Annotated in this window: 19 protein-coding genes; 3 read left to right on the top strand and 16 right to left on the bottom strand. The window is 72.4% G+C overall.

Annotated features, from left to right (window positions below; all coding sequences use genetic code 11):
- Positions 1-8: 8 nt before the first annotated feature.
- From ACFQS7_RS13710 to ACFQS7_RS13685, 6 genes are all read right to left on the bottom strand, one after another.
- The gene (locus ACFQS7_RS13710; protein WP_380067643.1) at positions 9-455 is read right to left on the bottom strand and encodes a GNAT family N-acetyltransferase; all 447 of its coding nucleotides are present in this window, start codon (positions 453-455) and stop codon (positions 9-11) included.
- Positions 452-1,105, bottom strand: coding sequence for a tRNA (adenosine(37)-N6)-threonylcarbamoyltransferase complex dimerization subunit type 1 TsaB (tsaB, locus tag ACFQS7_RS13705; RefSeq protein ID WP_380067642.1), 654 nt, complete (start codon positions 1,103-1,105; stop codon positions 452-454). The genes ACFQS7_RS13710 and tsaB overlap by 4 nt, the downstream gene beginning before the upstream one ends.
- Positions 1,106-1,201: 96 nt before the next feature.
- Positions 1,202-2,011 carry an exodeoxyribonuclease III gene (locus ACFQS7_RS13700; protein WP_380067641.1) on the bottom strand — a complete coding sequence of 270 codons (810 nt, stop codon included), beginning with the start codon at positions 2,009-2,011 and terminating at the stop codon, positions 1,202-1,204.
- A 157-nt stretch (positions 2,012-2,168) separates the two neighbouring features.
- On the bottom strand, positions 2,169-2,855 hold the full coding sequence (locus ACFQS7_RS13695) for a fumarylacetoacetate hydrolase family protein (RefSeq protein WP_380067640.1): 687 nt from the start codon (positions 2,853-2,855) through the stop codon (positions 2,169-2,171).
- A 390-nt stretch (positions 2,856-3,245) separates the two neighbouring features.
- Positions 3,246-4,037 (bottom strand): gamma-glutamyl-gamma-aminobutyrate hydrolase family protein, encoded by a 792-nt coding sequence (locus tag ACFQS7_RS13690; protein WP_380067639.1) that lies wholly within the window; start codon positions 4,035-4,037, stop codon positions 3,246-3,248.
- A 109-nt stretch (positions 4,038-4,146) separates the two neighbouring features.
- Positions 4,147-4,776: an outer membrane lipoprotein carrier protein LolA gene (locus ACFQS7_RS13685; protein ID WP_380067638.1), complete on the bottom strand. Its 630-nt coding sequence runs from the start codon at positions 4,774-4,776 to the stop codon at positions 4,147-4,149.
- 166 nt (positions 4,777-4,942) lie between these two features.
- Here ACFQS7_RS13685 and ACFQS7_RS13680 point away from each other — a divergent pair, with 166 nt between their 5' ends.
- Together ACFQS7_RS13680 and ACFQS7_RS13675 are read left to right on the top strand one after the other, a co-directional pair.
- Positions 4,943-6,034: a hypothetical protein gene (locus ACFQS7_RS13680; protein ID WP_380067637.1), complete on the top strand. Its 1,092-nt coding sequence runs from the start codon at positions 4,943-4,945 to the stop codon at positions 6,032-6,034.
- Between the two features lie 171 nt (positions 6,035-6,205).
- On the top strand, positions 6,206-9,136 hold the full coding sequence (locus tag ACFQS7_RS13675; RefSeq protein ID WP_380067636.1) for a PAS domain-containing protein: 2,931 nt from the start codon (positions 6,206-6,208) through the stop codon (positions 9,134-9,136).
- A gap of 56 nt (positions 9,137-9,192) precedes the next feature.
- Here ACFQS7_RS13675 and ACFQS7_RS13670 read toward each other — a convergent pair whose 3' ends face one another.
- The 5 genes from ACFQS7_RS13670 to ACFQS7_RS13650 all read right to left on the bottom strand — a co-directional run bounded on the left by ACFQS7_RS13670 (position 9,193) and on the right by ACFQS7_RS13650 (position 15,044).
- A complete protein-coding gene (locus ACFQS7_RS13670) occupies positions 9,193-9,798 on the bottom strand; it encodes a hypothetical protein (RefSeq protein WP_380067634.1) in 606 nt (201 codons plus the stop codon).
- Positions 9,798-12,266 (bottom strand): DNA translocase FtsK 4TM domain-containing protein, encoded by a 2,469-nt coding sequence (locus tag ACFQS7_RS13665; RefSeq protein ID WP_380067633.1) that lies wholly within the window; start codon positions 12,264-12,266, stop codon positions 9,798-9,800. Before ACFQS7_RS13665 ends, ACFQS7_RS13670 begins: the two co-directional genes overlap by 1 nt.
- 148 nt (positions 12,267-12,414) lie before the next feature.
- Positions 12,415-13,224, bottom strand: coding sequence for a TorF family putative porin (locus tag ACFQS7_RS13660; protein WP_380067632.1), 810 nt, complete (start codon positions 13,222-13,224; stop codon positions 12,415-12,417).
- A gap of 110 nt (positions 13,225-13,334) precedes the next feature.
- Positions 13,335-14,666, bottom strand: coding sequence for an ammonium transporter (locus ACFQS7_RS13655; protein ID WP_380067631.1), 1,332 nt, complete (start codon positions 14,664-14,666; stop codon positions 13,335-13,337).
- A 39-nt stretch (positions 14,667-14,705) separates the two neighbouring features.
- Complete coding sequence (locus ACFQS7_RS13650) at positions 14,706-15,044, bottom strand: P-II family nitrogen regulator (RefSeq protein WP_380067630.1); 339 nt, start codon at positions 15,042-15,044, stop codon at positions 14,706-14,708.
- A gap of 307 nt (positions 15,045-15,351) precedes the next feature.
- Between ACFQS7_RS13650 and ACFQS7_RS13645 the strand changes: the two genes are divergently transcribed.
- Positions 15,352-16,623, top strand: coding sequence for an FAD-dependent monooxygenase (locus tag ACFQS7_RS13645; RefSeq protein WP_380067629.1), 1,272 nt, complete (start codon positions 15,352-15,354; stop codon positions 16,621-16,623).
- A 506-nt stretch (positions 16,624-17,129) separates the two neighbouring features.
- Here the strand turns inward: ACFQS7_RS13645 and ACFQS7_RS13640 are convergent.
- The 5 genes from ACFQS7_RS13640 to ACFQS7_RS13620 all read right to left on the bottom strand — a co-directional run bounded on the left by ACFQS7_RS13640 (position 17,130) and on the right by ACFQS7_RS13620 (position 19,985).
- Entirely contained in the window at positions 17,130-17,498 is a 369-nt protein-coding gene (locus ACFQS7_RS13640; RefSeq protein WP_380067628.1) for a gamma-butyrobetaine hydroxylase-like domain-containing protein, read from the bottom strand.
- Positions 17,498-17,707, bottom strand: a complete 210-nt coding sequence (locus ACFQS7_RS13635) for a Trm112 family protein (RefSeq protein WP_380067627.1) — start codon at positions 17,705-17,707, stop codon at positions 17,498-17,500. Before ACFQS7_RS13635 ends, ACFQS7_RS13640 begins: the two co-directional genes overlap by 1 nt.
- 10 nt (positions 17,708-17,717) lie before the next feature.
- On the bottom strand, positions 17,718-18,395 hold the full coding sequence (locus ACFQS7_RS13630) for an LON peptidase substrate-binding domain-containing protein (protein ID WP_380067626.1): 678 nt from the start codon (positions 18,393-18,395) through the stop codon (positions 17,718-17,720).
- 11 nt (positions 18,396-18,406) lie between these two features.
- Positions 18,407-19,357, bottom strand: a complete 951-nt coding sequence (locus ACFQS7_RS13625; protein WP_380067625.1) for a tetratricopeptide repeat protein — start codon at positions 19,355-19,357, stop codon at positions 18,407-18,409.
- A gap of 97 nt (positions 19,358-19,454) precedes the next feature.
- On the bottom strand, positions 19,455-19,985 hold the full coding sequence (locus ACFQS7_RS13620) for a YbaK/EbsC family protein (RefSeq protein WP_380067624.1): 531 nt from the start codon (positions 19,983-19,985) through the stop codon (positions 19,455-19,457).
- Positions 19,986-20,210: the final 225 nt, after the last annotated feature.

Genomic DNA, 20,210 nt, shown 5'->3' with positions numbered 1-20,210 from the left:
CCGGCGGGTCAGCCCGCGGCGGCGACGGGCGCCAGGTCGTGCCGCAGCACCAGCGCATCCGATCCATCCGCGTAGTAGCGCCGGCGCCGCCCCACCTCGACAAAGCCGAACCCGCGATAGAGCCCCAGCGCCGCGGCATTGCCGGCGGCAACCTCGAGGAACATCGCCGCCGCGCCGCGCACCACCGCCGCGGCCAGCGCCGCCGCCAGTAGCGCCGCGCCCACCCCCTGCCGCCGTGCCGCCGGCAACACCGCGAGCGTCAGGATCTCCGCCTCGCCGCCCGCGGCGCGGGCCAGCACGAAGCCCTGCCCCGCCGACCAGATCCCATAGGCGCCGGGCAGGCCGAGCATCAGCGCGATGGCATCCACCCCCCAGGCCTCGGCCGGCGGGAAGGCGGCGGCGTGCAGCGCGGCGAGTGCCGCCGCATCCGCCGGCGCCGCCGCAGCCAGGGTCACGCCGGCAGCCGCACCGCCGGCGGCTCGACATAGAGCGGCCGGGCCGCCAGCGCCGGGATGCGGCCGGCGAGGCGCAAGGCGGCGACCCGCGCCGCGGCGGCGGCATCGGGCTGGCGGCTGGCGCCGGCCACGACCGCCGCGCCGCGTGCCAGCAGCGCCGCAGCCACCGCCTCGGCGGCGTCGCCGACCAGGGTGACGGGGCCGGCGGGCAGCGGCAGGGCGTCGATGTCGAAGGCCTCGGGCGGGGCCGAGGCGGTCGCGGCACCGGCCGCAAAACGTTCCAGCACCACCCGGCCGCGGCGGGTATCGACCACCGACCAGACCGCGCCCTGCCGCGCGGCGAGGCCGGCGACCAGCGCCTCCCCGGTCGAGACGCCCAGCGCCGGCAGGCCGGCCGCCAACGCGATCCCCTGGGCCAGGGCAAGGGCCGCGCGGATGCCGGTGAAGCCGCCGGGGCCGACCACCGCGGCGACGGCATCGAGGTCGGCGGCGGCGACGCCGGCCTCCCGCAGCACCGCCTGGACCATGGGTGGCAGGGCGGCGGCATGGCCGCGCTCGCCGTCCTGCAGGCGATGGGCACGCACCACGCCATCCGCCAGCAGGGCGGCCGAACAGCGGGCAAGCGAGGCGTCGAGGGCGAGGATCCACACCGGACGGGCTTCCTGTCCCGGACCTGGTGCCGGGTGGTCCATCCTAGCGCTCACGGGTCTGTGATACCATGGCAGACATTATGCGATCCGCATCGGCTACAGCGCGAGCTCGATCATCACCGGCACATGGTCGCTGGCCTGGGTCCAGCCGCGCGCCGGCTTGAGGATGGCATGGCGCGCGAGGGACCCGGCCAGGTCCGGGCTGACCCAGGCATGGTCCAGCCGGCGGCCGCGGTCCGTCGCCGCCCAGTCCTTCGCCCGGTAGGACCACCACGTGTAGAGCTTCTGGTCGGCCGGGACGAAGTGGCGCAGCGCGTCGTGCCAGCCGCCGGCCTGCTGCCAGGCGGTGAGCGCCGCGATCTCGACCGGGGTGTGGGAGACGACGCCGAGCATCTGCCTGTGCGACCAGACGTCGTGTTCCAGCGGGGCGATGTTCAGGTCACCGACCAGCACGCTGCGGGACTTGGCGCCGCGTGCCGCGGACCAGGCGGTGGCCTCGGCGACGAAGTCGAGCTTGTGGGCGAATTTGACGTTGGCCTCGCGGTCGGGCGTGTCGCCGCCGGCGGGGACGTAGAAGTCGTGCAGCTCGATGGGCCCGCCCGGCGCATCGACCGCCACGGCCAGGTGCCGGCAGTCGCCCTTGCCGCACCAGTCGGGATCGCCGTCCAGCACCTGCAGGGGCAGGCGCGACAGCACGGCGACGCCGTTGTAGCCCTTCATGCCCTTATGGGCGATGTGCGCGAAGCCCATGGCGCGGATGTCGTCCGCCGGGAAATGCTCGTCCGGGCACTTGGTCTCCTGCAGGCAGAGCACGTCGGGGTCGAGCGCCGCGATCAGGTCGGCCAGCAGCGGCCGGCGCAGGCGGACGGAATTGATGTTCCAGGTGGCGATGCGAAGCGAGGGCATCCGCTCGCGCTACCCGCTGCCGCCCGGTTGATCAAGCCGGGCACGGTTGGGGAGGGAAAGGTATTCCCTCCCCGAGCGCCGCGCGGCCACTGCCGAATTCCCAGAAACGGCGGTGGGTCCAGGGGGGGATACGTGCTCCCTGGCTTTCCCGTTGCCTTCAGACGATCCGCGTGCGCACGCTGCCGACGCCTTCGACGATACCTTCCAGCACATCGCCCCGCTGCACCGCGGCCACGCCTTCCGGCGTGCCGGTCATGATGAGATCCCCCGGCGCCAGCCGCACCAGGTGCGACAGGTTGGAGATCACCTCCGGCACCGACCAGATCAGCTTCGACAGGTCGGAGGTCTGGGTGACCTTCCCGTTGACCCGCAGCTCGATCAGCCCCTTCGAGGGATCGATGCCCGCCGCCGGGACCAGCGCACCCATCGGCGCCGAATGGTCGAAGCCCTTGCCCATGTCCCAGGGCCGGCCGGTCTTCTTCGCCTCGTTCTGCAGGTCGCGGCGGGTCATATCCAGGCCGCAGCAATAACCCCAGACATGCTTCAGCGCGTCGGCGACGGCGATGTCGGCGCCGCCGGTGCCGATGGCGACGACCAGCTCCATCTCGTGGTGCAGCGACTTAGAGGCCGGCGGGTAGGGCATGTCGGCATCGTTCACCACCAGCGCATCGGCCGGCTTGGCGAAGTAGAAGGGCGGCTCGCGGGTCGGGTCGGACCCCATCTCGATCGCGTGCTCGGCGTAGTTGCGGCCGACGCAGAAGATGCGGCGGACCGGGAAGGTCTGGGTGCTGCCCTTGATCTGCAGCGCGGCGATGGCCGGCGGGGCGATGACGTAGACGGACATGCCGCGGAAAACTCCTTGAATCGAGGTTGCGCGCAGTCCTAGCAGCGGCCCCGCTGCCCCGAAAGCCCGCCCAAGCTTTCGAGGGACTTCAAGTAAAGCCGCTAAGTGCTGGAAAATGATGGTGAAGCACAAAAAAAGCGCCCGGACAGGGGGGTGTCCGGGCGCCGTCGTTGTATGCTTCCGATCGGATAGGTCGGGCGAGCCGGCAGGGGAAACCGGCGCATCCACCAGCCCATTATAGGCGGGCTGGCCTGTGGATATTAGCCGCACCATCGGCGGGAAGCAAAAGCCTTTGCGCGGTGCAGGCATGCGAGTCGGCCATATCGCGCCAGGGTCGCGCATCTGTGACCCGGCACAACCGAAACCGGACCGGTCCGCAAACCGGTGTGGCTATTCCGCCGCTTGCGCCATCGCCGCAGGCGCGGCGTGGCGGCGGGCCGCCCAGGCAGTGCAGGCGGCGCCGAAGCGCTCAAACAGGGCACGGCTGACCGCGTCGCGTTCCCAGTCGTATTCCGGGTGCCACTGGATGCCATGGGCGAAGCCGGGCGCATCGCGGACCCGCACCGCTTCCACCGTGCCGTCGGGCGCCCAGCCTTCGGCGACCAGGCGCGGCGCCAGCCGGGCGATGCCCTGGTTGTGCAGCGAATTCACCGGCAGGTCGCCGGCGCCCCCCGCCAATTCGGCGATCAGGCTGCCGGGCGCCAGCCGCACGCCATGCGCCTTGGCGACGCGGATGCGCGGCAACTTCTGGTCGGACGGAGTCGAATGGTCGATCCGGCCGGGCAGGTCCTGGATCCGCTGGTCGAGGCTGCCGCCCAGCGCGACGTTGAGTTCCTGGAAGCCGCGGCAGATCGCCAGCAGCGGCACGCCGGCGGCAATCGCGGCGCGGATCAGCGGCAGGGTGGTGGAATCGCGGGCGATGTCCTCCGGCGTGCCTTCCGCGTGCGGTGGGCCTTCGTAGAAATCGGGGCAGACGTTGGACCGGCTACCGGTGAGGATCAGCCCGTCCAGCCGCGGCAGGATCTGCGGCGCCATCGCCTCCCCCGCCGCCGGCAGCAGCACGGGGATGCCGCCGACCGGGCCGAGCACGACGCGGACGTAGCTGTCGGAGGCAGCGTGGTTCGGCGTGGCGAAGATGCCGAAGGCCTTGACGCAGCAGGATATGCCGATGAGCGGTTTCATCACGGGTACAGCTTCATCCCCGAATGCGGCATGATCAAGGTGCCGCGGCGAAAGGTGATGCAGTTTTCACGCCATCGCGTGACCGGTTCCTTGATTCGGCACAGTTCGATCAGGGAATGCCAAGCTCCTCTCGAAAGCGCGGGTCGTTGAAGTCGAACAGCATCGCCGGAAAGCGGCCGCCGAATTCGGTCTGGAACAGGCTGACCCGGGTCTCTTGCCCCTGCGCATCCACCACCGCCCATTGCTTGAGCTCGATCGGATTGTCGCTGAATACCAGGGTCAGGCTGCCCTCGGCGGGGCGGCCGGTGCGGAACAGCGTGAGGCGCAGCAGGCCGCCGCCACGCTCGACCCGGCCGATGGTGATGTCGCCTGACAGCTTGAGGTCGTCGCGCAGCAGCATGCCCAGCGGCGTGGCGCCCAGGGGCAGCGTCGTCGCCTGCCTCAGCTGGCGGTCGAAGTAGAAGAACTGGCCATGGCTGGCGACCAGCAACAGCGGCTCGGGCGGGTCGTATTCGAAGCGCATCTTGCCGGGCCGGACGATCCAGCCGGTGCCTTCGGCCGAGGCGCCGTTCTGGGCGATCTGCACGAAGCGCGCCTTCAGGCTGCCCAGCCGGTTCAGCCAAGCCTCGGCGCGGGCGATATCGGCGCGGTCGCGGTCGGACAGCGGACGCGACGGCTGTGCCCCGGCGGGCGCGGCAAGCAGCAGGGCGGGAAGGGCAAGCAGGGGGCGACGGCGCATCCCACCCCATGTGGACCGGCCGGGCGCCGCGGGAAAGCCCCGGCCGCGCGATCGGGCCTGTCGTGGTTATTCGTAACGTGTGCCGGCGTGACACGGAGGTGACCCCCCGTCGCGGCACCGACATGGGACGGATGGGGCGCCCGAGCGTTTCGCCAGGGACATATCCATGGCCGACCCGATGCCCCCCTGGCTGTCCAACCCCACCCAGCCCTCCCTGGCGCCCCCCGCCGTCCAGCCGGCGCCGCCGCTGGCCGTCGTCACCCTCGCCGCGGGGCGGGAGCCGGTGGCCCTGCTGCGCGGCCTCTGCGCACTGGCGCTGCAGCGCAGCCGGGAGGGACTGTTCCTGGCGCCCGGCGCCTTCGGCGTGGTGCTGGTGCCGAACGGCCCTGCGGCGGCGGTCGAGGGGGCGCTCGACGGCCTCGGGCCATCGGTGCCCTTCCCGGTGCGGATCACCGCGCCGGTCCCGGCCGGGGACTGGGCGCTGCGGGCCGGGCTGGACGCGGCGCTGCACTGGGCCGGCCCGGCCGGCGTGGTGCTGACCACCGAGGCCGGGGCGGTACCGGAAGCCGGCTGGGTCGCGCATGCGGTGGCGGCGTTGACACACGCCCCGCTGGACGCCGTGTTGGGTCGGGTGGTGCCGCCCGCCGGACCAGACCCGGCGGGGCGCTATGCCGCGGCGCTGGCGGCGATGGCGGCACGGCTCGACCCTGACCCGGCCGATCCCGCGCCGCCGCATGGCCATGCGGCGGCGGCCAGCTTCGCCATCCGCGGCGCGGCACTGCGCGCGCTCGGCGGCCTGCCGGTCGGGCCGGAGGGCGGCCTGGCCGGGCTGCTGGCGGCGCTGCACCGGCGGGACGGCCGGATTCGGCACCTCGACGGGATGCGGGTGGAGGCGGCGCTGCCGCCGCTGGCGATCGAGCCCGCCATGGTGGCCTGGTGCCGGCTGCGGGCACGTCGGGCAGTGCGCGGCTTCTGGGCGGCCGGGATCGGGGTGTTCGAGCGGGAGACGACGGAGTTCCGCCGCTGGGCGGCGCGGCTCGGGCTGCCGGCCGGGGCGCTGGGCGCGGCGCTCTCGGCGCCGCGGTTCGGCGAGGCCTGGGCGGCGGTGACGGCGGCCAGTCCGGTGCTGGCGGCGCCGCGCCGGCTGCCCCATTCGGCGCTGCCACAGGAACTGCTGCGGGCGCGGATGTTGCTGGCGCTGGCACGGCTGCCGGCACATCCGTGGACGCCCAGGCACGCGGCGGTCGGCACCGTCTGAACCACGATCGGAAGCGACTTTCCGGCGCAGGCCAGGCAGCTGCCGGCATCTGCACGCGACGCGGGTGGTCAGCCATTCATCATTCGTCATACGCGCATTTTACATTCTATAGAATGTTGTTCGATTGGCATCCCTCCCCAACATGTTCCTGGCGCACCTGAGGGAACGTGCATGGCCAAGGGATGGGCGACGGCGGCAGAGCCGTTCAAGCATTTTTGGCAGCTGGTCCCGCCACCCCTGGCCGCCCGCTCGGGCGCTCTGCCCGGGCTCCGCAGCTACCTGCTCGGTCTCCTGCTGCTCGCCTTGCTGCCGGCCCTCGTGGTCGGTGCTGTCGCCGCTGGCCGTGTGCTGCGCAGCTACCACGATGCCGTCAGGACCGGCCTGCTGGACACCGCGCGGGCTCTTGCCACCGCCATCGACCGCGAGATCGGCGGCGAACTCTCGACGCTCACAGCGCTCGCCGCCTCGCCGTCGCTGGATGGCGGGCCGAGCGACATCATCGCCTTCGCCGTTCATGCCCGCCGCGCCGCCGCCGCGCTCGGCACGCCGATCAGCGTGGTCGACCGGGACCTGCGGCTGGTGCTCGACACCGATCTCGGCCGCAGGCCGGCGCCGGCATTCACCGGCGCGACCGAGGCGGCCAAGATCGCCTTCACCTCGCACCGGCCCATCGTCAGCCCGCTGGTGACCGGAGCGGTCACCGGCGCTCCCACCGTCATGGTGCTGGTCCCGGTGCTCCGCGCCGACGGCCCGACGATGCTGCTGGCGACCCGGCTGGAGCCGGCCGGACTGGCCCGGATCCTGGCCTCGCAGGCGCTGACCGACCGCGGCGTCATCGCCCTGATCGACAGCCGCGATGTCGTCGTCGCCCGGTCGGCGGAGCAGGCGCACTGGCTCGGCCGCGCGGTACCGGGCTGGCTGGCCGTGGCGCTCGAGACCGGGACCGAGGGTGTGACGACTGGCCATGCCGCGGATGGATCGCGGCTGCTGGTGGCGCACCGGCACCTGGAGACGGCGGCCGGCTGGGCGGTGACCGTGGTGGAGCCGGTCGCCGCCCTGCGGTCGACTTTCAGCGGCCCGGCCTTCGGCATCGCCCTCGGCGGTATGGCGATCTTCTGCCTGGGCCTTGCCGCCGTCGCCGGGCTGCACCGGCGGGTGGTCGGGCCGATCGAGGCACTTACCCGCCAGGCAGAGGCGCTTGGCGCCTGCACCGCCCGGCCGGCGACGGCCGTGCCGGACCCAGGCCCGGTCCGGGTGGCCGAGCTGGAACGGCTGCGCCGCAGCCTGCTGCATGCGGCGGCGGCGTTGAGCGCCCGGGCGGAGGCGGAGCGCCGGTCGCGCGCCGCCCTGGCCGCCAGCGAGCGGCGCTACCGCCGCCTGGCCGAAGCCGGGAACATGACGATCTGGAGGGCTGACCGGGACGGGCAGGTGACCGAGGCGCAGGGCTGGAGCCTGATGACCGGCCAGCCCACCGAGGCGCTACGCGGCGAAGGCTGGGTCGATGCGTTGCACCCGGACGATGCGGCACGGACCCTGGAAGCCTTCCGGACGGCCGGTGTGGCGCGCCAGGCTGTCGCTGTGGAATACCGCCTGCGTACCCGGCTCGGCACGATGCGCTGGGTGCGCAGTCGTAGCGTGCCGATCTTCGACGAGGCCGACCAGCTCGTCGAATGGATCGGCGTGGTCGAGGATATCGACGCCCGGCGCCGCGCCGAGGAGGCGATGCAGGCGCTGCTTCATACGCTTGACCTGGCCGCAGTGCTGGAACGCGACCGCGATGGGCGCATCCGCTTCTGGTCGGCGGGGTGCGAGCTTCTTCTTGGCTGGACCGCGGCGGAGGCGATCGGCGCGAATCTGAACGACCTGCTCGCCCCGGCCTTCCCGCTTGGCCGCGCCGAGCTCGAGGCGGCGCTTGCACGGGACGGCGAATGGAGCGGCGAGGTGCAGCAGCAGACCCGAACCGGCAAGGCCGTGACGGTCCTCTGCCGCATGGTTCTGCGGCCCGGCACCGAGGGCGCGCCGGGCACGGTGCTGGAGGCGCTGATGGATGTCACCGCGCTGCGGCTGGCCGAGGATGCGTTGCGCGAAAGCGAGAGCCGCGTGCTGCGGGCGCTGGCCGCCGGCCGCGTCGGGGCCTGGGAGTGGGACCTGTCGACCGGCCGGGTCACCGGCTCGCCAGGCCGCGAGTCCATCCTGTTCGGCCGGCCCACCGGCTTCATCCGCCGCCATGACGATATCATCGCGATCGCCCATCCCGAGGACCGCCCCCGCATCCGCGAAGCGATGCGGCGCGTCATGGCCAACGAGACTCCCGAATTCGACATCGAATATCGCGTGCTGCGGCCGGATGGCACCCTGCGGTGGGTGCATACGATCGGCCGCACCGCAACCGATGCCGCCAGCCTGCCGCAGCGGGTGAGCGGCGTGTCGATCGACGTGACCGAACGGCACGTGGTGCAGGAGCGGGAGGCGCTGCTGGTCCGCGAGGTGGACCACCGGGCGAAGAACGCGCTTGCGGTGGTGCAATCCGTGCTGAGGCTGAGCACGATGGACGAGCCGCGGGCCTATGCCGCGTCGGTCGGGGCGCGGGTCTCGGCGCTCTCGCGGGCGCATTCGCTGCTGGCGCAGGAAGGCTGGGCCGGCGTCTCGCTGCAGGTGCTGATCGAGCGCGAGGTGGCGCCGGGCACTGCCCAAGGTTCCGCCGCCGCCGCGGCGATCACGCTGGAGGGCCCGGCGCTGCGGTTGGCGCCGACCGCGGTGCAGCCCATGACCATGGTGCTGCACGAGTTGGCGATGAATGCGCGGCAGCACGGCGCGTTGTCGCGCCCCGGTGGCCGGCTGCGGATCGCCTGGCATGCCACGCGACGCGAGGGCGAGGACGGCATGCTCCGGCTGCACTGGCAGGAAACCGCGGCAGCGCCGGCGGAGGGCACGCCACCGGAACGCCGCGGCTTCGGCGTCCGGGTGATCGAGGCGACGGTCCGCGGCCAGCTCGGCGGCACGCTGGCGGTCGAGTGGTCCTGCCAAGGACTGGAGTGCAGGATCGCCATCCCCCTCGCGCGCTGGGTGACGCCGGCCACGATCGATGCCGAGGCGGCCTGACCCTTCGTGCGGGTCTGCTCCGCGGCGCCGGTGTTGCAGCGCCGCTGCCGGCCAAGTCAGCGCGGCGCCGGTGGCGCTCCCGGGAAGCCCAGCCCCGGCGGCACCTGCATCGACCGGAAGCCGGCAGGCGGCCGGAATCGCGCCGGGTCCTGCGGGCCGTAGGCGACCGTCGTGGCTTCCACCGCGCCGCTCCGGCTCCCCTGCCCGCCGCTGCTGCGCAGCATGACGCCATCCGCGGTCAGGCAGGTCTCGCCCTTCTTGTCGCCGTCCTCGTAGTGCCAGGTGGTGCAGCGCAGCCCGGCGACGGTCGCGGCGGCGCCCTTGGTGAAGCGGGCGCCGGCCGGCGGTTCGGTGGGCAGGGACAGGCCGCCGGGGCCGGTATTGGCCGGTACCTCCAGCACCGCGCGCTGCTGTTCCATCACCACCAGCATGCGCTGCGCCCGCTGGTCGATCACCGACCAGCCCGGCGCGCCCTCGGCATCGACGCGCAGCTTCCGCTCGGCGACCAGCCAGGCCATGCGCAGCGAATGGCCCGCGCCCTGGCCGGCGGTGACGCGGTAGGTGACGGCGACGTCGCGGGTCGGGGTGAAGACCGGCCGGTCCTGCGCCGCGGCCGGCAGCGCCGCCAGCAGCAGCAGCAGGACGGGTGCCGCGCGGCGCATCAATCCTCGTTGGTGCGGCGGGTCAGCACCTCGCGCTTGCCGACATGGTTGGCGGCGCCCACCACGCCTTCCTTCTCCATCTGCTCGATCAGCTTGGCGGCGCGGTTGTAGCCGATGTTGAGGTGGCGCTGGATGAAGGAGGTGCTGGCCTTGCCCTCGCGGCTGACCAAGTCCACCGCCTGGTCGAACAGCCCCTTCTCGCCGTCCGAGGCACCGGCGATGCCGGACATCGACAGGCCGTCGCCGTCGCCCGCGTCTTCCTCCACCTCGGTGACCTCCTCGATATAGGCCGGCTCGCCCTGCTCGCGCAGGAAGGCGACCACCTTCTCGACCTCCTCGTCCGAGACGAAGGGGCCGTGCACGCGGGCGACGCGGCCGCCGCCGGCCATGTGCAGCATGTCGCCCTGGCCGAGCAGTTGCTCGGCGCCCATCTCGCCGAGGATGGTGCGGCTGTCGATCTTCGACGTCACCTGGAAGGAGATGCGGGTCGGGAAGTTGGCCTTGATGGTGCCGGTGATGACATCCACGGATGGCCGCTGGGTCGCCATGATCACGTGGATGCCGGCGGCGCGGGCCATCTGCGCCAGCCGCTGCACCGCGGCCTCGATCTCCTTGCCGGCGACGATCATCAGGTCGGCCATCTCGTCGATCACGACGACGATCATCGGCAGCGGCGCGAGGGCGAGCGGCTGGTCCTCGTGCACCGGCTTGTTGGTCTCCGGGTCGAAGCCGACCTGCACGCGGCGCGTCAGCACCTCGCCGCGGCGGCGGGCTTCCTGCACCTTCTCGTTGTAGCCGCCGATATTGCGGACGCCGAGCTGCGACATGGCGCGGTAGCGCTTCTCCATCTCGCGCACCGTCCATTTCAGCGCGCCGATCGCCTTCGGCGGCTCGGTGACCACCGGCGCCAGCAGATGCGGGATGCGGTCGTAGACCGACAGCTCCAGCATCTTCGGGTCGATCATGATGAAGCGGCATTCCTCCGGCCCGAAGCGGTAGAGCAGCGAGAGGATCATGGTGTTGATGGCGACCGACTTGCCCGAGCCGGTGGTGCCGGCGATCAGCAAATGCGGCATGCGGGCGAGGTCGGCGATCACCGGGTTGCCGCCGATATCCTTGCCGAGGGCGAGCGGCAGCTTCCCGGGATGCCGCGACCAGTCCTCGGAGCCCATCATCTCGCCGAAATAGACCGTCTCGCGCCGGGCGTTCGGCAGTTCGATGCCGATGACGTTGCGACCAGGGACGGTGGCGATGCGCACGGCGGTGACATGCATGTTGCGGGCGATGTCGTCGGCCAGGCCGATGACGCGGGACGCCTTGGTGCCGGCGGCCGGTTCCAGTTCGTACAGCGTCACCACCGGGCCGGGGTTGATGGCGGCGATCCGGCCTCTGACGCCGTAGTCGTCCAGCACCTGCTCCAGCAGCCGGGCATTGGCCTGCAGCGCTTCCTCGGTCGGGCCGGTACCGCGCTTGGCCGGCGGCTCCTGCAGCAGGGCCAGCGGCGGCAGCCGCCACGGATCCTCGCCCAGCGGCAGCAATTCCTGCCGCGACGGCTTGCCGGGCTTGGCCGCCGGGACGGGCTGGCCGATGCGGGGCTTGGGCGCCGGCGTCGCGCTGGCCGGAGTTTCGGGCGGCGGCGCCGCGCTCGGCGCGGCGCGCGGGCGGCGGCGCTGCTCGGCCGCGGCATCGGCCGCGCGCAGCACCGCGGACAGGTCGGCGCCCGGCGCCACCGGGCGGGCGCGGCGGAAGCGGAACAGGCTGCGGACCGGGCCGACGAGCCGGGCGAGGATGCCGGCCGTGCCGCGCACCCCGGCGCCGCCGGCGCGGGCGACGCCGGCCGTCCCCTCCCGCACGCCGCGGCCGAGGCGCAGCCATTCGCTCGGCGACAGGCCGAGTGCGCCGATGCCGAGCAGCACCGCGGCCGTCACCAGCGCGATGGTGGCGACGAGGCCGCCAAAGGGGCCGAGCATGGCTTCGGCGCTGTCGTGCAGGGCGCGGGCGGCGATGCTGCCGCCGGCCCCGCCGGCGCCGGCCGCGGTCGGCAGGGCGGCGGGCAGCGGCGCCACGGTCAGCGCCGCGCCGGCGACCGGCAGGGCGGCGAGCAGCGCTGCCACCCTGGCCGGGAACAGGCCCAGCCCGCGGTGCGTCGCCAGCCGCCAGGCCCATGCCAGCAGGGCGACGCCCGGCAGCGCGGCGGCCCAGCCGAAGCCTTGCAGCAGCAGGTCGGCCAGTACGGCGCCGGCCGGGCCGACCAGGTTGGCGGCGCGCCGCGTCGTCGCGGTGTTGAGCGAGGGGTCGGTCGGGTCGTAGCTGGCGAGCGCGACCAGCAGCGCGAGGCCGGCCAGGCCGCAGGCCAGGCCGAGGACCTCGAACAGCCGGCGGCGCATCGCCGCCTTGACCGCGGGGGAAGCGAAGCGGCGGACCCCGGCGAGCGGGGCAGTGGAGACGGAGGCGCGGGTCGCGGGCATGGGCGCGGCGGATATCCGGCTGGAATGAGGCAGCAAGAATAGCCCGCAAGCCGCTGGAAAAGCCAGGAGTCTCGCACCGGTGCCGCAGCCATGAAAAAGGGCGCCGGCCCTGCGGCCGGCGCCCGTCCCCTCCCCCGGTCAGGCGGGATCAGAAGACCTTGCTGAGGGTGAAGAGCACGCGGCCCTCGCAGATGCGCTGGCCGCCATCGGCGCGGCCGGCGACGGGGACGCATTCCTTCTTGTCGATGTTGGTGCCGTACCAGGCCAGCGTGCCGGTGAAGCCGGCATAGATCTCGCGCGAGACGCCGACGGAGTACCAGAGGTAGTCGGGCGTGCCGAAGCGCGGGTTGTTCTGGATCCACTGGTAGCCGAGGCGGCCGGAGCCGGTGACCTCGAAGGGCAGGGTGATGTCGACGCCGCCTTCGACGTAGTTGCCGGCGCCCGAGCGGCCGAAGAAGTTCGGCGAGTAGTTGTAGGCGGCCAGCAGCTTGACGATGTCGATGGTGTAGTTCGCCTTGATGGCGACCTCATGATACTCGTTCAGCTGGGTGCCGACGGCCTTGTCCTGGCCCGGATAGAAGTAGCCGATATAGCCGACATCGAGATTCAGGTCGCCCAGGGCGAAGCGGTAGCCGGCCAGCAGGTCGGTCTCCTGCCGGGTGTCGTTCCAGGGGCCGCCGACGAACTTGGCGTTCGAGATGAAGCCGCCGATGTAGACGCCGCTCTCGTGCTGGACGTCGAGCGTGCCCTGGAAGGCCCAGTTGTTGCGGGTCTGGCTGATGCCGCGGAAGAGGTAGTCGTTCGACACCGCTGGCGTCGTGGTGACGGTCAGCCCGAGCGAGTCGATCGTCTGCTGGGCGGCGGCCGGCAGCACCGGCAGGACGAAGGCCGCGGCGGCGAAGACGGCGCCCCGGAGGAGGGCGGCGGGCCGCGCCAGCAGCCCGGAGAAATCGGTCATCAGCGAATAGTCCCCTGTGAGTGGGTGGATGGTGGCCGCTATTACGCGGTCGGATTGTATCTGGGCAAAAAAAGGGAGGAGGCTGGTGGCCCCCTCCCCCTTCACGTGGCTCAGGCCAGGCGCTCGCCGTGCTGGGTGACGTCGAGACCCTCGCGCTCCTCGTCCTCCGGCACCCGGAGACCGACGATCACGTCGGTGATCTTCAGGAGGATGAAGGTGCCGATCGCGGTGTAGGCAAGCACCGCGGCGGTGGCTTCCACCTGGATGATGAACTGGTCGAAGGACCCGGCGTAGCCGTCCGGCGTCGCCGTGGTGGCCGACAGCGCGCCATAGGCGAAGACACCCGTCAGCAGGGAGCCGACGATGCCGCAGACGCCGTGCACGCCGAAGGCGTCCAGGCTGTCGTCGTAGCCGCAGAGGTGCTTGAGCGCGGTGGCGCCCCAGAAGCCGGCGAGGCCGGCGACGACGCCGATGATCAGGCCCGGCACCGGCAGGACGAAGCCGCTGGCCGGCGTGATGGCGACGAGGCCGGCGACCGCGCCGGAGATGGCCCCCAGCACGCTCGGCTTACCCTTGGTCGCCCACTCGGCGAACATCCATGCCAGCGCCGCGGCGCCGGCGGCGACCTGCGTGACCAGCATGGCCATGCCGGCGCGGGCGCCCGCACCCACCGCGGACCCCGCATTGAAGCCGAACCAGCCGACCCAGAGCAGGCCCGCGCCGATCACGGCCAGCGCCAGGTTGTAGGGCGACATGTTGTCGTTGCCGTAGCCGACCCGCTTGCCCAGCACGAGGGCGCAGACCAGTCCGGCGACGCCGGCATTGACGTGGACCACCGTGCCGCCGGCGAAGTCGAGCGCGCCGAGGGCGAAGATCCAGCCGTTCGGATGCCACACCCAGTGCGCCACCGGGCTGTAGATCAGGATGGTCCAGAGAATGGTGAAGATCACCAGGGCGCTGAACTTCATCCGGTCGGCGAAGGCGCCGGTGATGAGGGCCGGGGTGATGACCGCGAAGGTCATCTGGAACATCAGGAAGACGGTCTCGGGGATGGTGGTCGCCACCGCCGCGTCGCCGCTGCCGAGCGTGAAGGGCTTGTCCCAGCTTTCCGCCAGGTTCGACAGGAAGAGCTTCGAGAGGTCGCCGACATAGGCGTTGCCCTCGCCGAAGGCCAGGCTGTAGCCGATGACGGTCCAGACCACCGTGACGATCGCGGTGATGGCGAAGCTCTGCATCATGGTGGCGAGCACGTTCTTCTTGCGGACCATGCCCGCATAGAACAGCGCCAGGCCGGGGATGGTCATCATCAGCACCAGCGCGGTGGCGGTGAGCATCCAGGCGGTATCGCCGGTATCGATCTTCGGGCCGTCCTGGGCCATGGCGGGCGCGGCGGCGAGCAACGCCACGGCGGCCCCGGCCAGCACGCGTGCGGGCATCCTCATCGTGTAATCCTCTGTTCGTTCTGCAACTGCGACGGGCACTTACAGCGCCGACACGTCGGTCTCGCCGGTCCGGATGCGCAGCGCGCGCTCCACGTCCAGCACGAAGATCTTGCCGTCGCCGATCTTGTCGGTACGGGCCGCCTTGGCGATCGCCTCGCAGACCCCATCGGCCAGCTCGTCGGGCACCACGACCTCGATCTTGATCTTGGGCAGGAAGCTCACCTGGTACTCCGCGCCCCGGTAGATCTCCGTCTGCCCCTTCTGGCGACCGAAGCCCTTAACCTCGGTCACCGTCAGCCCCTGCACGCCGAGCGGAGTGAGCGCGTCGCGCACTTCGTCCAGCTTGAAGGGCTTGATGAACGCCATGATCAGCTTCATCTGCCCGTAGTCCTCCTGAAAATCCGGCGGGGCAGACCTTCCAATTCCCGTGCCACCTCCGGACCGGCCCGCAACGACGGGTAAGGGCGTGGCGCCCGGGACACGGATCGGGCTTCACCGACGCGTGATGACGCCCGGCGGATGCCTGCGGCGGCACCCGGCGGGTCCCGCCTGGCAACCGCCAGCGTCACCTTTGTGACGAAGGGTCTCCGGCGGGCAACCAGATGCCCAGATTTTGGGCAGCGAGAGGACAGGAGTCGGGCGGTGCTCCCTTGACCACCCGGGACATGGATGTGAGGACACCGACATGACCAATCCCGCCGCGGTCTCCGTCTGCATCCTTGGCGCCGGCCCGGTCGGCGCGACGCTCGCCGCCACCCTCGCCGCCGCCGGCCTGGCCACCGCGGTGGTCGATGCCCAGCCGCTCCCGCCGATGGAGCTGCAGGATTTCGACGGCCGCGCCTACGCCATCGCGCTCACCTCGAAGCGGCTGCTGGAGGCGGCGGGCATCTGGGAAAGGCTGCCGGCCGCCCCCTGCCCGATCCAGGGCATCCGCGTCGCCGACGGCCGCCCGGGCGAGCCGGCCTCCCCGCTCGCGCTGCAATTCGACGCGGCCGCGGTGTCGGACGAGCCCTTCGGCTTCATGGTGGAGGCGCGCAGCCTCCGCGTCGCGCTGAACGCCCGGCTGCCGGGGATGGCGAACCTGCAGGTCTTCGCCCCGGCCACCGCCACGGTGGAACGCCGGGCGGACGGCGCCACGGTGCGGCTCTCGACCGGGGAGGTGCTGGAGGCGCAGCTGGTGGTCGCCGCCGAGGGCCGCAACAGCCCGTTGCGGCGCCAGGCCGGCATCCGCACCGCGGTGCTGGACTACCACCAGATCGGCATGGTCGGCGCCTTCGCGCATGAGAAGCCGCACCGCAACATCGCGCTCGAGCAGTTCCTGCCGAACGGGCCCTTCGCGCAGCTGCCGCTGGCCGGGCCGGGGAATTTCGGCACCGCCGCCTATCCCCACGCCTCGGCCTTCGTCTGGGCCGACCGCACGGCGATCGCCCGGCGGATGCTGGCGCTGGACGACGCGGGCTTCGGCCGGGAACTGGCACGGCGGCTGGGCGACCATCTCGGCGCCATCCGGCCGATCGGCCGGCGCTGGTCCTACCCGCTCAGCGCCCTGCAGGTGGAGCGCTGGACCGATACCCGCCTGGCCCTGGTGGGCGATGCCGCGCATGGCGTGCACCCGATCGCCGGGCAGGGGCTCAACCTCGGCTTCCGCGACGTCGCGGCGCTGGCCGAGGAGGTGATCGCGGCCGTCCATGCCGGGGCCGATCCCGGGGGTGCGACGGTGCTGGCGCGCTACCAGGCGCGGCGGCGGCCGGACACCATGCTGATGCTGTCGGGAATGCATGCGCTGGAACGGCTGTTCGGCAACGACGTCCCCCCGGTGCGCTGGGCGCGGCGGCTGGGCATCGCAGCGGTGGACCGCATCCCCGCGCTGAAGCGGGCCTTCGCCCGCCAGGCGATGGGGCTGGGGCCGGGGGTCACGGGGCTGCTGGCGGGACAGAAATTGCTGCGGGCGGGCTAGCCCTCGTGGACGGATGGGTGCCGCGCCGCATCCTGCCGGGCCAGGCCGCCTTCCTTAAAACAGGGGTGCTCCGGCGGCGCCTTGCCGCGCGGCGGCGCGCCGGTCAGCGGCCTGCCTGAAACTGTGCGTCGAGCCAGTCCAAGGCGCGCCGGTTGAGGAGCGAGCGGTTCTTCATCTCGCAAGGGCCGTCCGCGCCTTCCTCGGCGGTGAAGCGCAGCAGCGTCCTCGGGCAGCGCAACGCATCGAGGAAGGCACCGGCGCCCCACCGCGCGGGCCGGCGGCATCCGCCGCTGGGTCACGCTTGTCCACGCGGCCTGGATGCGGCGACCGGCCAGGGGTCGGATCGGACGCGCTCGGCCGGGAACGCGCGCGCGCCCGCTCTGACGAGGTCCTGGCGCGAGCCCCGGAGAACATCGGCGCGATGCAGCCCTTGGCAGGCAGGCGAGAGAGACGGTTCTCACAGAGGCAGCGGGGGCTAGGGGTGACGCACACCCCTGCCTCCCCGCTTACGTCTTCCGCCTCGGCGGGTCGCGCGTCAGGCCCTTCGCCGCCAGCGCCTGTTCGTATTCCGCCCAGCGCCCGGCCTGTTCGCGGCCAAGCTGGTGCAGGTAGGCCCAGGAATAGATCCCGCTGTCATGCAGGTCGTCGAAGGCGATGCGGATGGCATAGTGCCCGACCGGCTCGACCCGCAGGATGCCGACCTCGCGCCGTCCGGCGACCAGCACCTTCTGCCCCGGCCCATGCCCCTGCACCTCGGCCGAGGGGCTTTCCACCCGCAGGTATTCGGCCGGCAGGGCGAAGCGCGCGCCGTCGTCAAAAGCGACCTCCAGCAGCCGCTCCGCCCGCTTCAGCCGGATCTCGGTCGGTGTCGGCATCAGCCGTCGAGCGACCTCGCCTCGTCCGGCAGCATGATCGGGATGCCGTCGCGGATCGGATAGGCCAGGCGGGCCTGCTCGCTGACCAGCTCGCCGCGGGCGCGGTCGTAGCGCAGCGGGCCCTTGGTCACCGGGCAGACCAGGATCTCCAGCAGGGCGGGGTCGACCTCGCCGCCGGCGGGCGGGGGGGTGGCTTGGGATTCGCTCATGCGGCGCACCTTAACTCGGCCGGCGGTCCGGCGACATATCCCCGCCGTCCGGCTCGCCATGCGCGCCGATCCGCAGCAGGGCGACCAGCATCTCCGCCCGCTCCTCCGGTGTCGCCGCGACCAGCAGGGCCTGCTTCTCGCGCACCTCGAAGGGGCAGACCATGGCGAGCGTCAGCACCAGCATCTCGTCCGAGGTCTGCTCGATCGCTTCCCAATTCGCCTCGATCCCGCGCGACTTGAAGAAGGGCCGCAGCGCGTCGAGCAGCGCCGGGCGATCGACCCCGGCCGGCTTGTCGGCCAGGTCGAGGTCGGCCTCGAAGCCGGCATACTCGGCCCGCACCCGGCGGTAGCCGCGCCGCATCGCCAGCTCCTCCCCGACCCGGAAGCGGATCACCCCGGTGAGGGTGATCAGCAGCCGGCCATCCTCGGTCTCGGCGAAGGAGGTCAGCCGGCCGAGGCAGCCGATGCGGTAGAGGCCCGGGCCGTACTCGCCCCGCGGCGCTCCCGGCTCCGGCTGGATCATGCCGAACATGCGCCCCGCGCCCAGGCTGTCCTGGGTCATCGCCAGGTAGCGCGGCTCGAAGATGTTCAGCGGCAGGCGGCCGCCAGGCAGCAGCAACGCACCGGACAGCGGGAATACCGCGATCTCCGCCGGCAGTTGGTCGAGGCTGGGATGGAAGGCGGCCACCGGGCGGGCGCTTACCGGAACAGCAGCGAGGAGAGCTTGCGCCGCCCCGCCAGGGTCGCGGGGTCGGCGAAGCCCCAGGCCTCGAAGAACTTGAGCAGCTGCTTACGCGCCGCCTCGTCGTTCCAGGCGCGGTCGCGCTTGATCGCCTCGAGCAGCGCGTCCACCGCCGCGGTCCGGTCGTCATTGGCGTTCAACGCCACGGCCAGGTCGATGCGGGCGGCGTGGTCGTCCGGGTCGGCGGCCAGGCGCTGCTCGAACTCGGCCAGCTTCTCCCGCGCCGCACGGCCCTCGGCGGCCAATTCCAGCCCGCTGCGGACCGAGGCGACCTCCGGATGGGCGGCGAGCTTCGCGGGCAGGCTGGCGATCACCTGCAGCGCCTGCTCCTCCTCGCCCAGCGCGGCGAGCGAACGGGCGACACCGGCGAAGGCCTCCGGGTTCTCGGGTTCCTGCTGCGCCAGGGCGCCGAACAGCTCGAGCGCGCCCTGGTGGTCGCCCTCCTCCGCCGCCTGCTTGGCCTCGGCCAGCAGGTCGGCGGTCGGCAGCTGGCCGCCGGCGACCTTCAGCAAGCCCTCGATGAACTTCTTCACGTCGGATTCGGGCAGCGCGCCCTGGAAGATGTCGGCGATCTGGCCCTGCCAGAAGGCGGCCACCGTCGGCACGGACTGCAAGGGCAGGCCGAGTTGCGTCAGCTGCTGGACCAGCGCGCGGTTCTTGTCGATGTCGATCTTGACCAGCTTCACCCGGCCGCCGGCGGCACCCACCACCTTTTCCAGGGTCGGGGTCAGCGTCTTGCAGGGGCCGCACCAGGTCGCCCAGAAATCGACCAGGATCGGGGTCTCGCGGCTGGCCTCCACCACGTCCTGCATGAAGGTCTTCTGGTCGCCGTCCTTGATCCAGCCGGCAGCGGCCGGAGGGGTACCGGGGGCGGCGCCTTGCCGGTTCGGGTCGAAGATGACGTCCATGGCGGCTGTTCCTCGGTCTCGGGATCTTACATGCCCTCGCCGGACGGGAGGGCAATGGGGATAGGCCATCCGGCGGGCCGGATGCGTGGAACGATGGCTAGCCCGGCGCCGCCGGCATTTCCAGCCGGGGCAACTCCAGCAGTTCAGGCCGGTGGCCCAGGCTCTCCAGGAAGCGCAGCAGCCCGGCCGGGCGGATCGCCGTGGTCATGCTGTTGACCAGCGGGTGGAAGTGGACCCAGTCGTGGTCCCGCAGCAGCCCGGCGTCGAGCAGGATGCGCACCGCGCCGGGCGGCGCGTTGACCATCCCGAAGGGCGTCACCGACCCCGGCTGCACCCCGAGCAGCGCGGCCAGTTCGGCGGCCGGCGCCATGTCCACCCGGCCGGCGCCGGCGGCGCGGGCCAGGGCGTTGATCGAGACCTGGCGGTCCTCCTGCAGCACCGCCAGCAGATGCGGGCCGGCCCCCCGCCTGGCCGGGCGGAGGAACAGGTTCTTGCTGTGCCCGCCGGCAAGCGTGCCGCGCAGCGCCTGGCTCTCCGCCACGGTGAAGACCGGCGGGTGGCTGGTGGTCGGTGCCTCAATGCCCAGCGCGGCAAGGCGCGCGAGGAGGCTCTCCGGGGTTTCGGGCATGCCTCGGTCCTGGCGTGACGGCAGCCTGTGTCGCCCCGCCGGCCGCCCCGCGCAAGCCGCGGCTGCATGGCCCGTTGCGCGGGCGGCGCGTGTATCCGCTCACATAGTGGGCCCCGTGCGGCGCCGCATGCCTCCGCCCGCCCGGCCGGACGACCGGATGCAAGCGGGAGGTGACCATGCTGGACGCTTCGGGACCCCTCGGCGCCCCGGTCTGGCGGCTCACCG

The sequence above is a fragment of the Dankookia sp. GCM10030260 genome (assembly GCF_042666655.1).
GTDB lineage: Bacteria > Pseudomonadota > Alphaproteobacteria > Acetobacterales > Acetobacteraceae > Paracraurococcus.
Note: the sequence above shows the minus strand (reverse complement) of the source record. Positions and strands in the feature narration are given on the sequence as shown.

What these genes read in the sequence shown, in the direction of transcription:
- ACFQS7_RS13695 (WP_380067640.1), bottom strand. Translation starts at nt 2,855, where the DNA reads ATGTCCGTCTACGTCATCGCCCCGCCGGCCATCGCCGCGCTGCAGATC.
- ACFQS7_RS13635 (WP_380067627.1), bottom strand. Translation starts at nt 17,707, where the DNA reads ATGAGCGAATCCCAAGCCACCCCCCCGCCCGCCGGCGGCGAGGTCGAC.
- ACFQS7_RS13620 (WP_380067624.1), bottom strand. Translation starts at nt 19,985, where the DNA reads ATGCCCGAAACCCCGGAGAGCCTCCTCGCGCGCCTTGCCGCGCTGGGC.
- ACFQS7_RS13700 (WP_380067641.1), bottom strand. Translation starts at nt 2,011, where the DNA reads ATGCCCTCGCTTCGCATCGCCACCTGGAACATCAATTCCGTCCGCCTG.
- ACFQS7_RS13625 (WP_380067625.1), bottom strand. Translation starts at nt 19,357, where the DNA reads ATGGACGTCATCTTCGACCCGAACCGGCAAGGCGCCGCCCCCGGTACC.
- ACFQS7_RS13675 (WP_380067636.1), top strand. Translation starts at nt 6,206, where the DNA reads ATGGCCAAGGGATGGGCGACGGCGGCAGAGCCGTTCAAGCATTTTTGG.
- ACFQS7_RS13685 (WP_380067638.1), bottom strand. Translation starts at nt 4,776, where the DNA reads ATGCGCCGTCGCCCCCTGCTTGCCCTTCCCGCCCTGCTGCTTGCCGCG.
- ACFQS7_RS13690 (WP_380067639.1), bottom strand. Translation starts at nt 4,037, where the DNA reads ATGAAACCGCTCATCGGCATATCCTGCTGCGTCAAGGCCTTCGGCATC.
- ACFQS7_RS13660 (WP_380067632.1), bottom strand. Translation starts at nt 13,224, where the DNA reads ATGACCGATTTCTCCGGGCTGCTGGCGCGGCCCGCCGCCCTCCTCCGG.
- ACFQS7_RS13640 (WP_380067628.1), bottom strand. Translation starts at nt 17,498, where the DNA reads ATGCCGACACCGACCGAGATCCGGCTGAAGCGGGCGGAGCGGCTGCTG.
- ACFQS7_RS13650 (WP_380067630.1), bottom strand. Translation starts at nt 15,044, where the DNA reads ATGAAGCTGATCATGGCGTTCATCAAGCCCTTCAAGCTGGACGAAGTG.
- ACFQS7_RS13670 (WP_380067634.1), bottom strand. Translation starts at nt 9,798, where the DNA reads ATGCGCCGCGCGGCACCCGTCCTGCTGCTGCTGCTGGCGGCGCTGCCG.
- ACFQS7_RS13655 (WP_380067631.1), bottom strand. Translation starts at nt 14,666, where the DNA reads ATGAGGATGCCCGCACGCGTGCTGGCCGGGGCCGCCGTGGCGTTGCTC.
- ACFQS7_RS13645 (WP_380067629.1), top strand. Translation starts at nt 15,352, where the DNA reads ATGACCAATCCCGCCGCGGTCTCCGTCTGCATCCTTGGCGCCGGCCCG.
- ACFQS7_RS13680 (WP_380067637.1), top strand. Translation starts at nt 4,943, where the DNA reads ATGGCCGACCCGATGCCCCCCTGGCTGTCCAACCCCACCCAGCCCTCC.
- ACFQS7_RS13665 (WP_380067633.1), bottom strand. Translation starts at nt 12,266, where the DNA reads ATGCCCGCGACCCGCGCCTCCGTCTCCACTGCCCCGCTCGCCGGGGTC.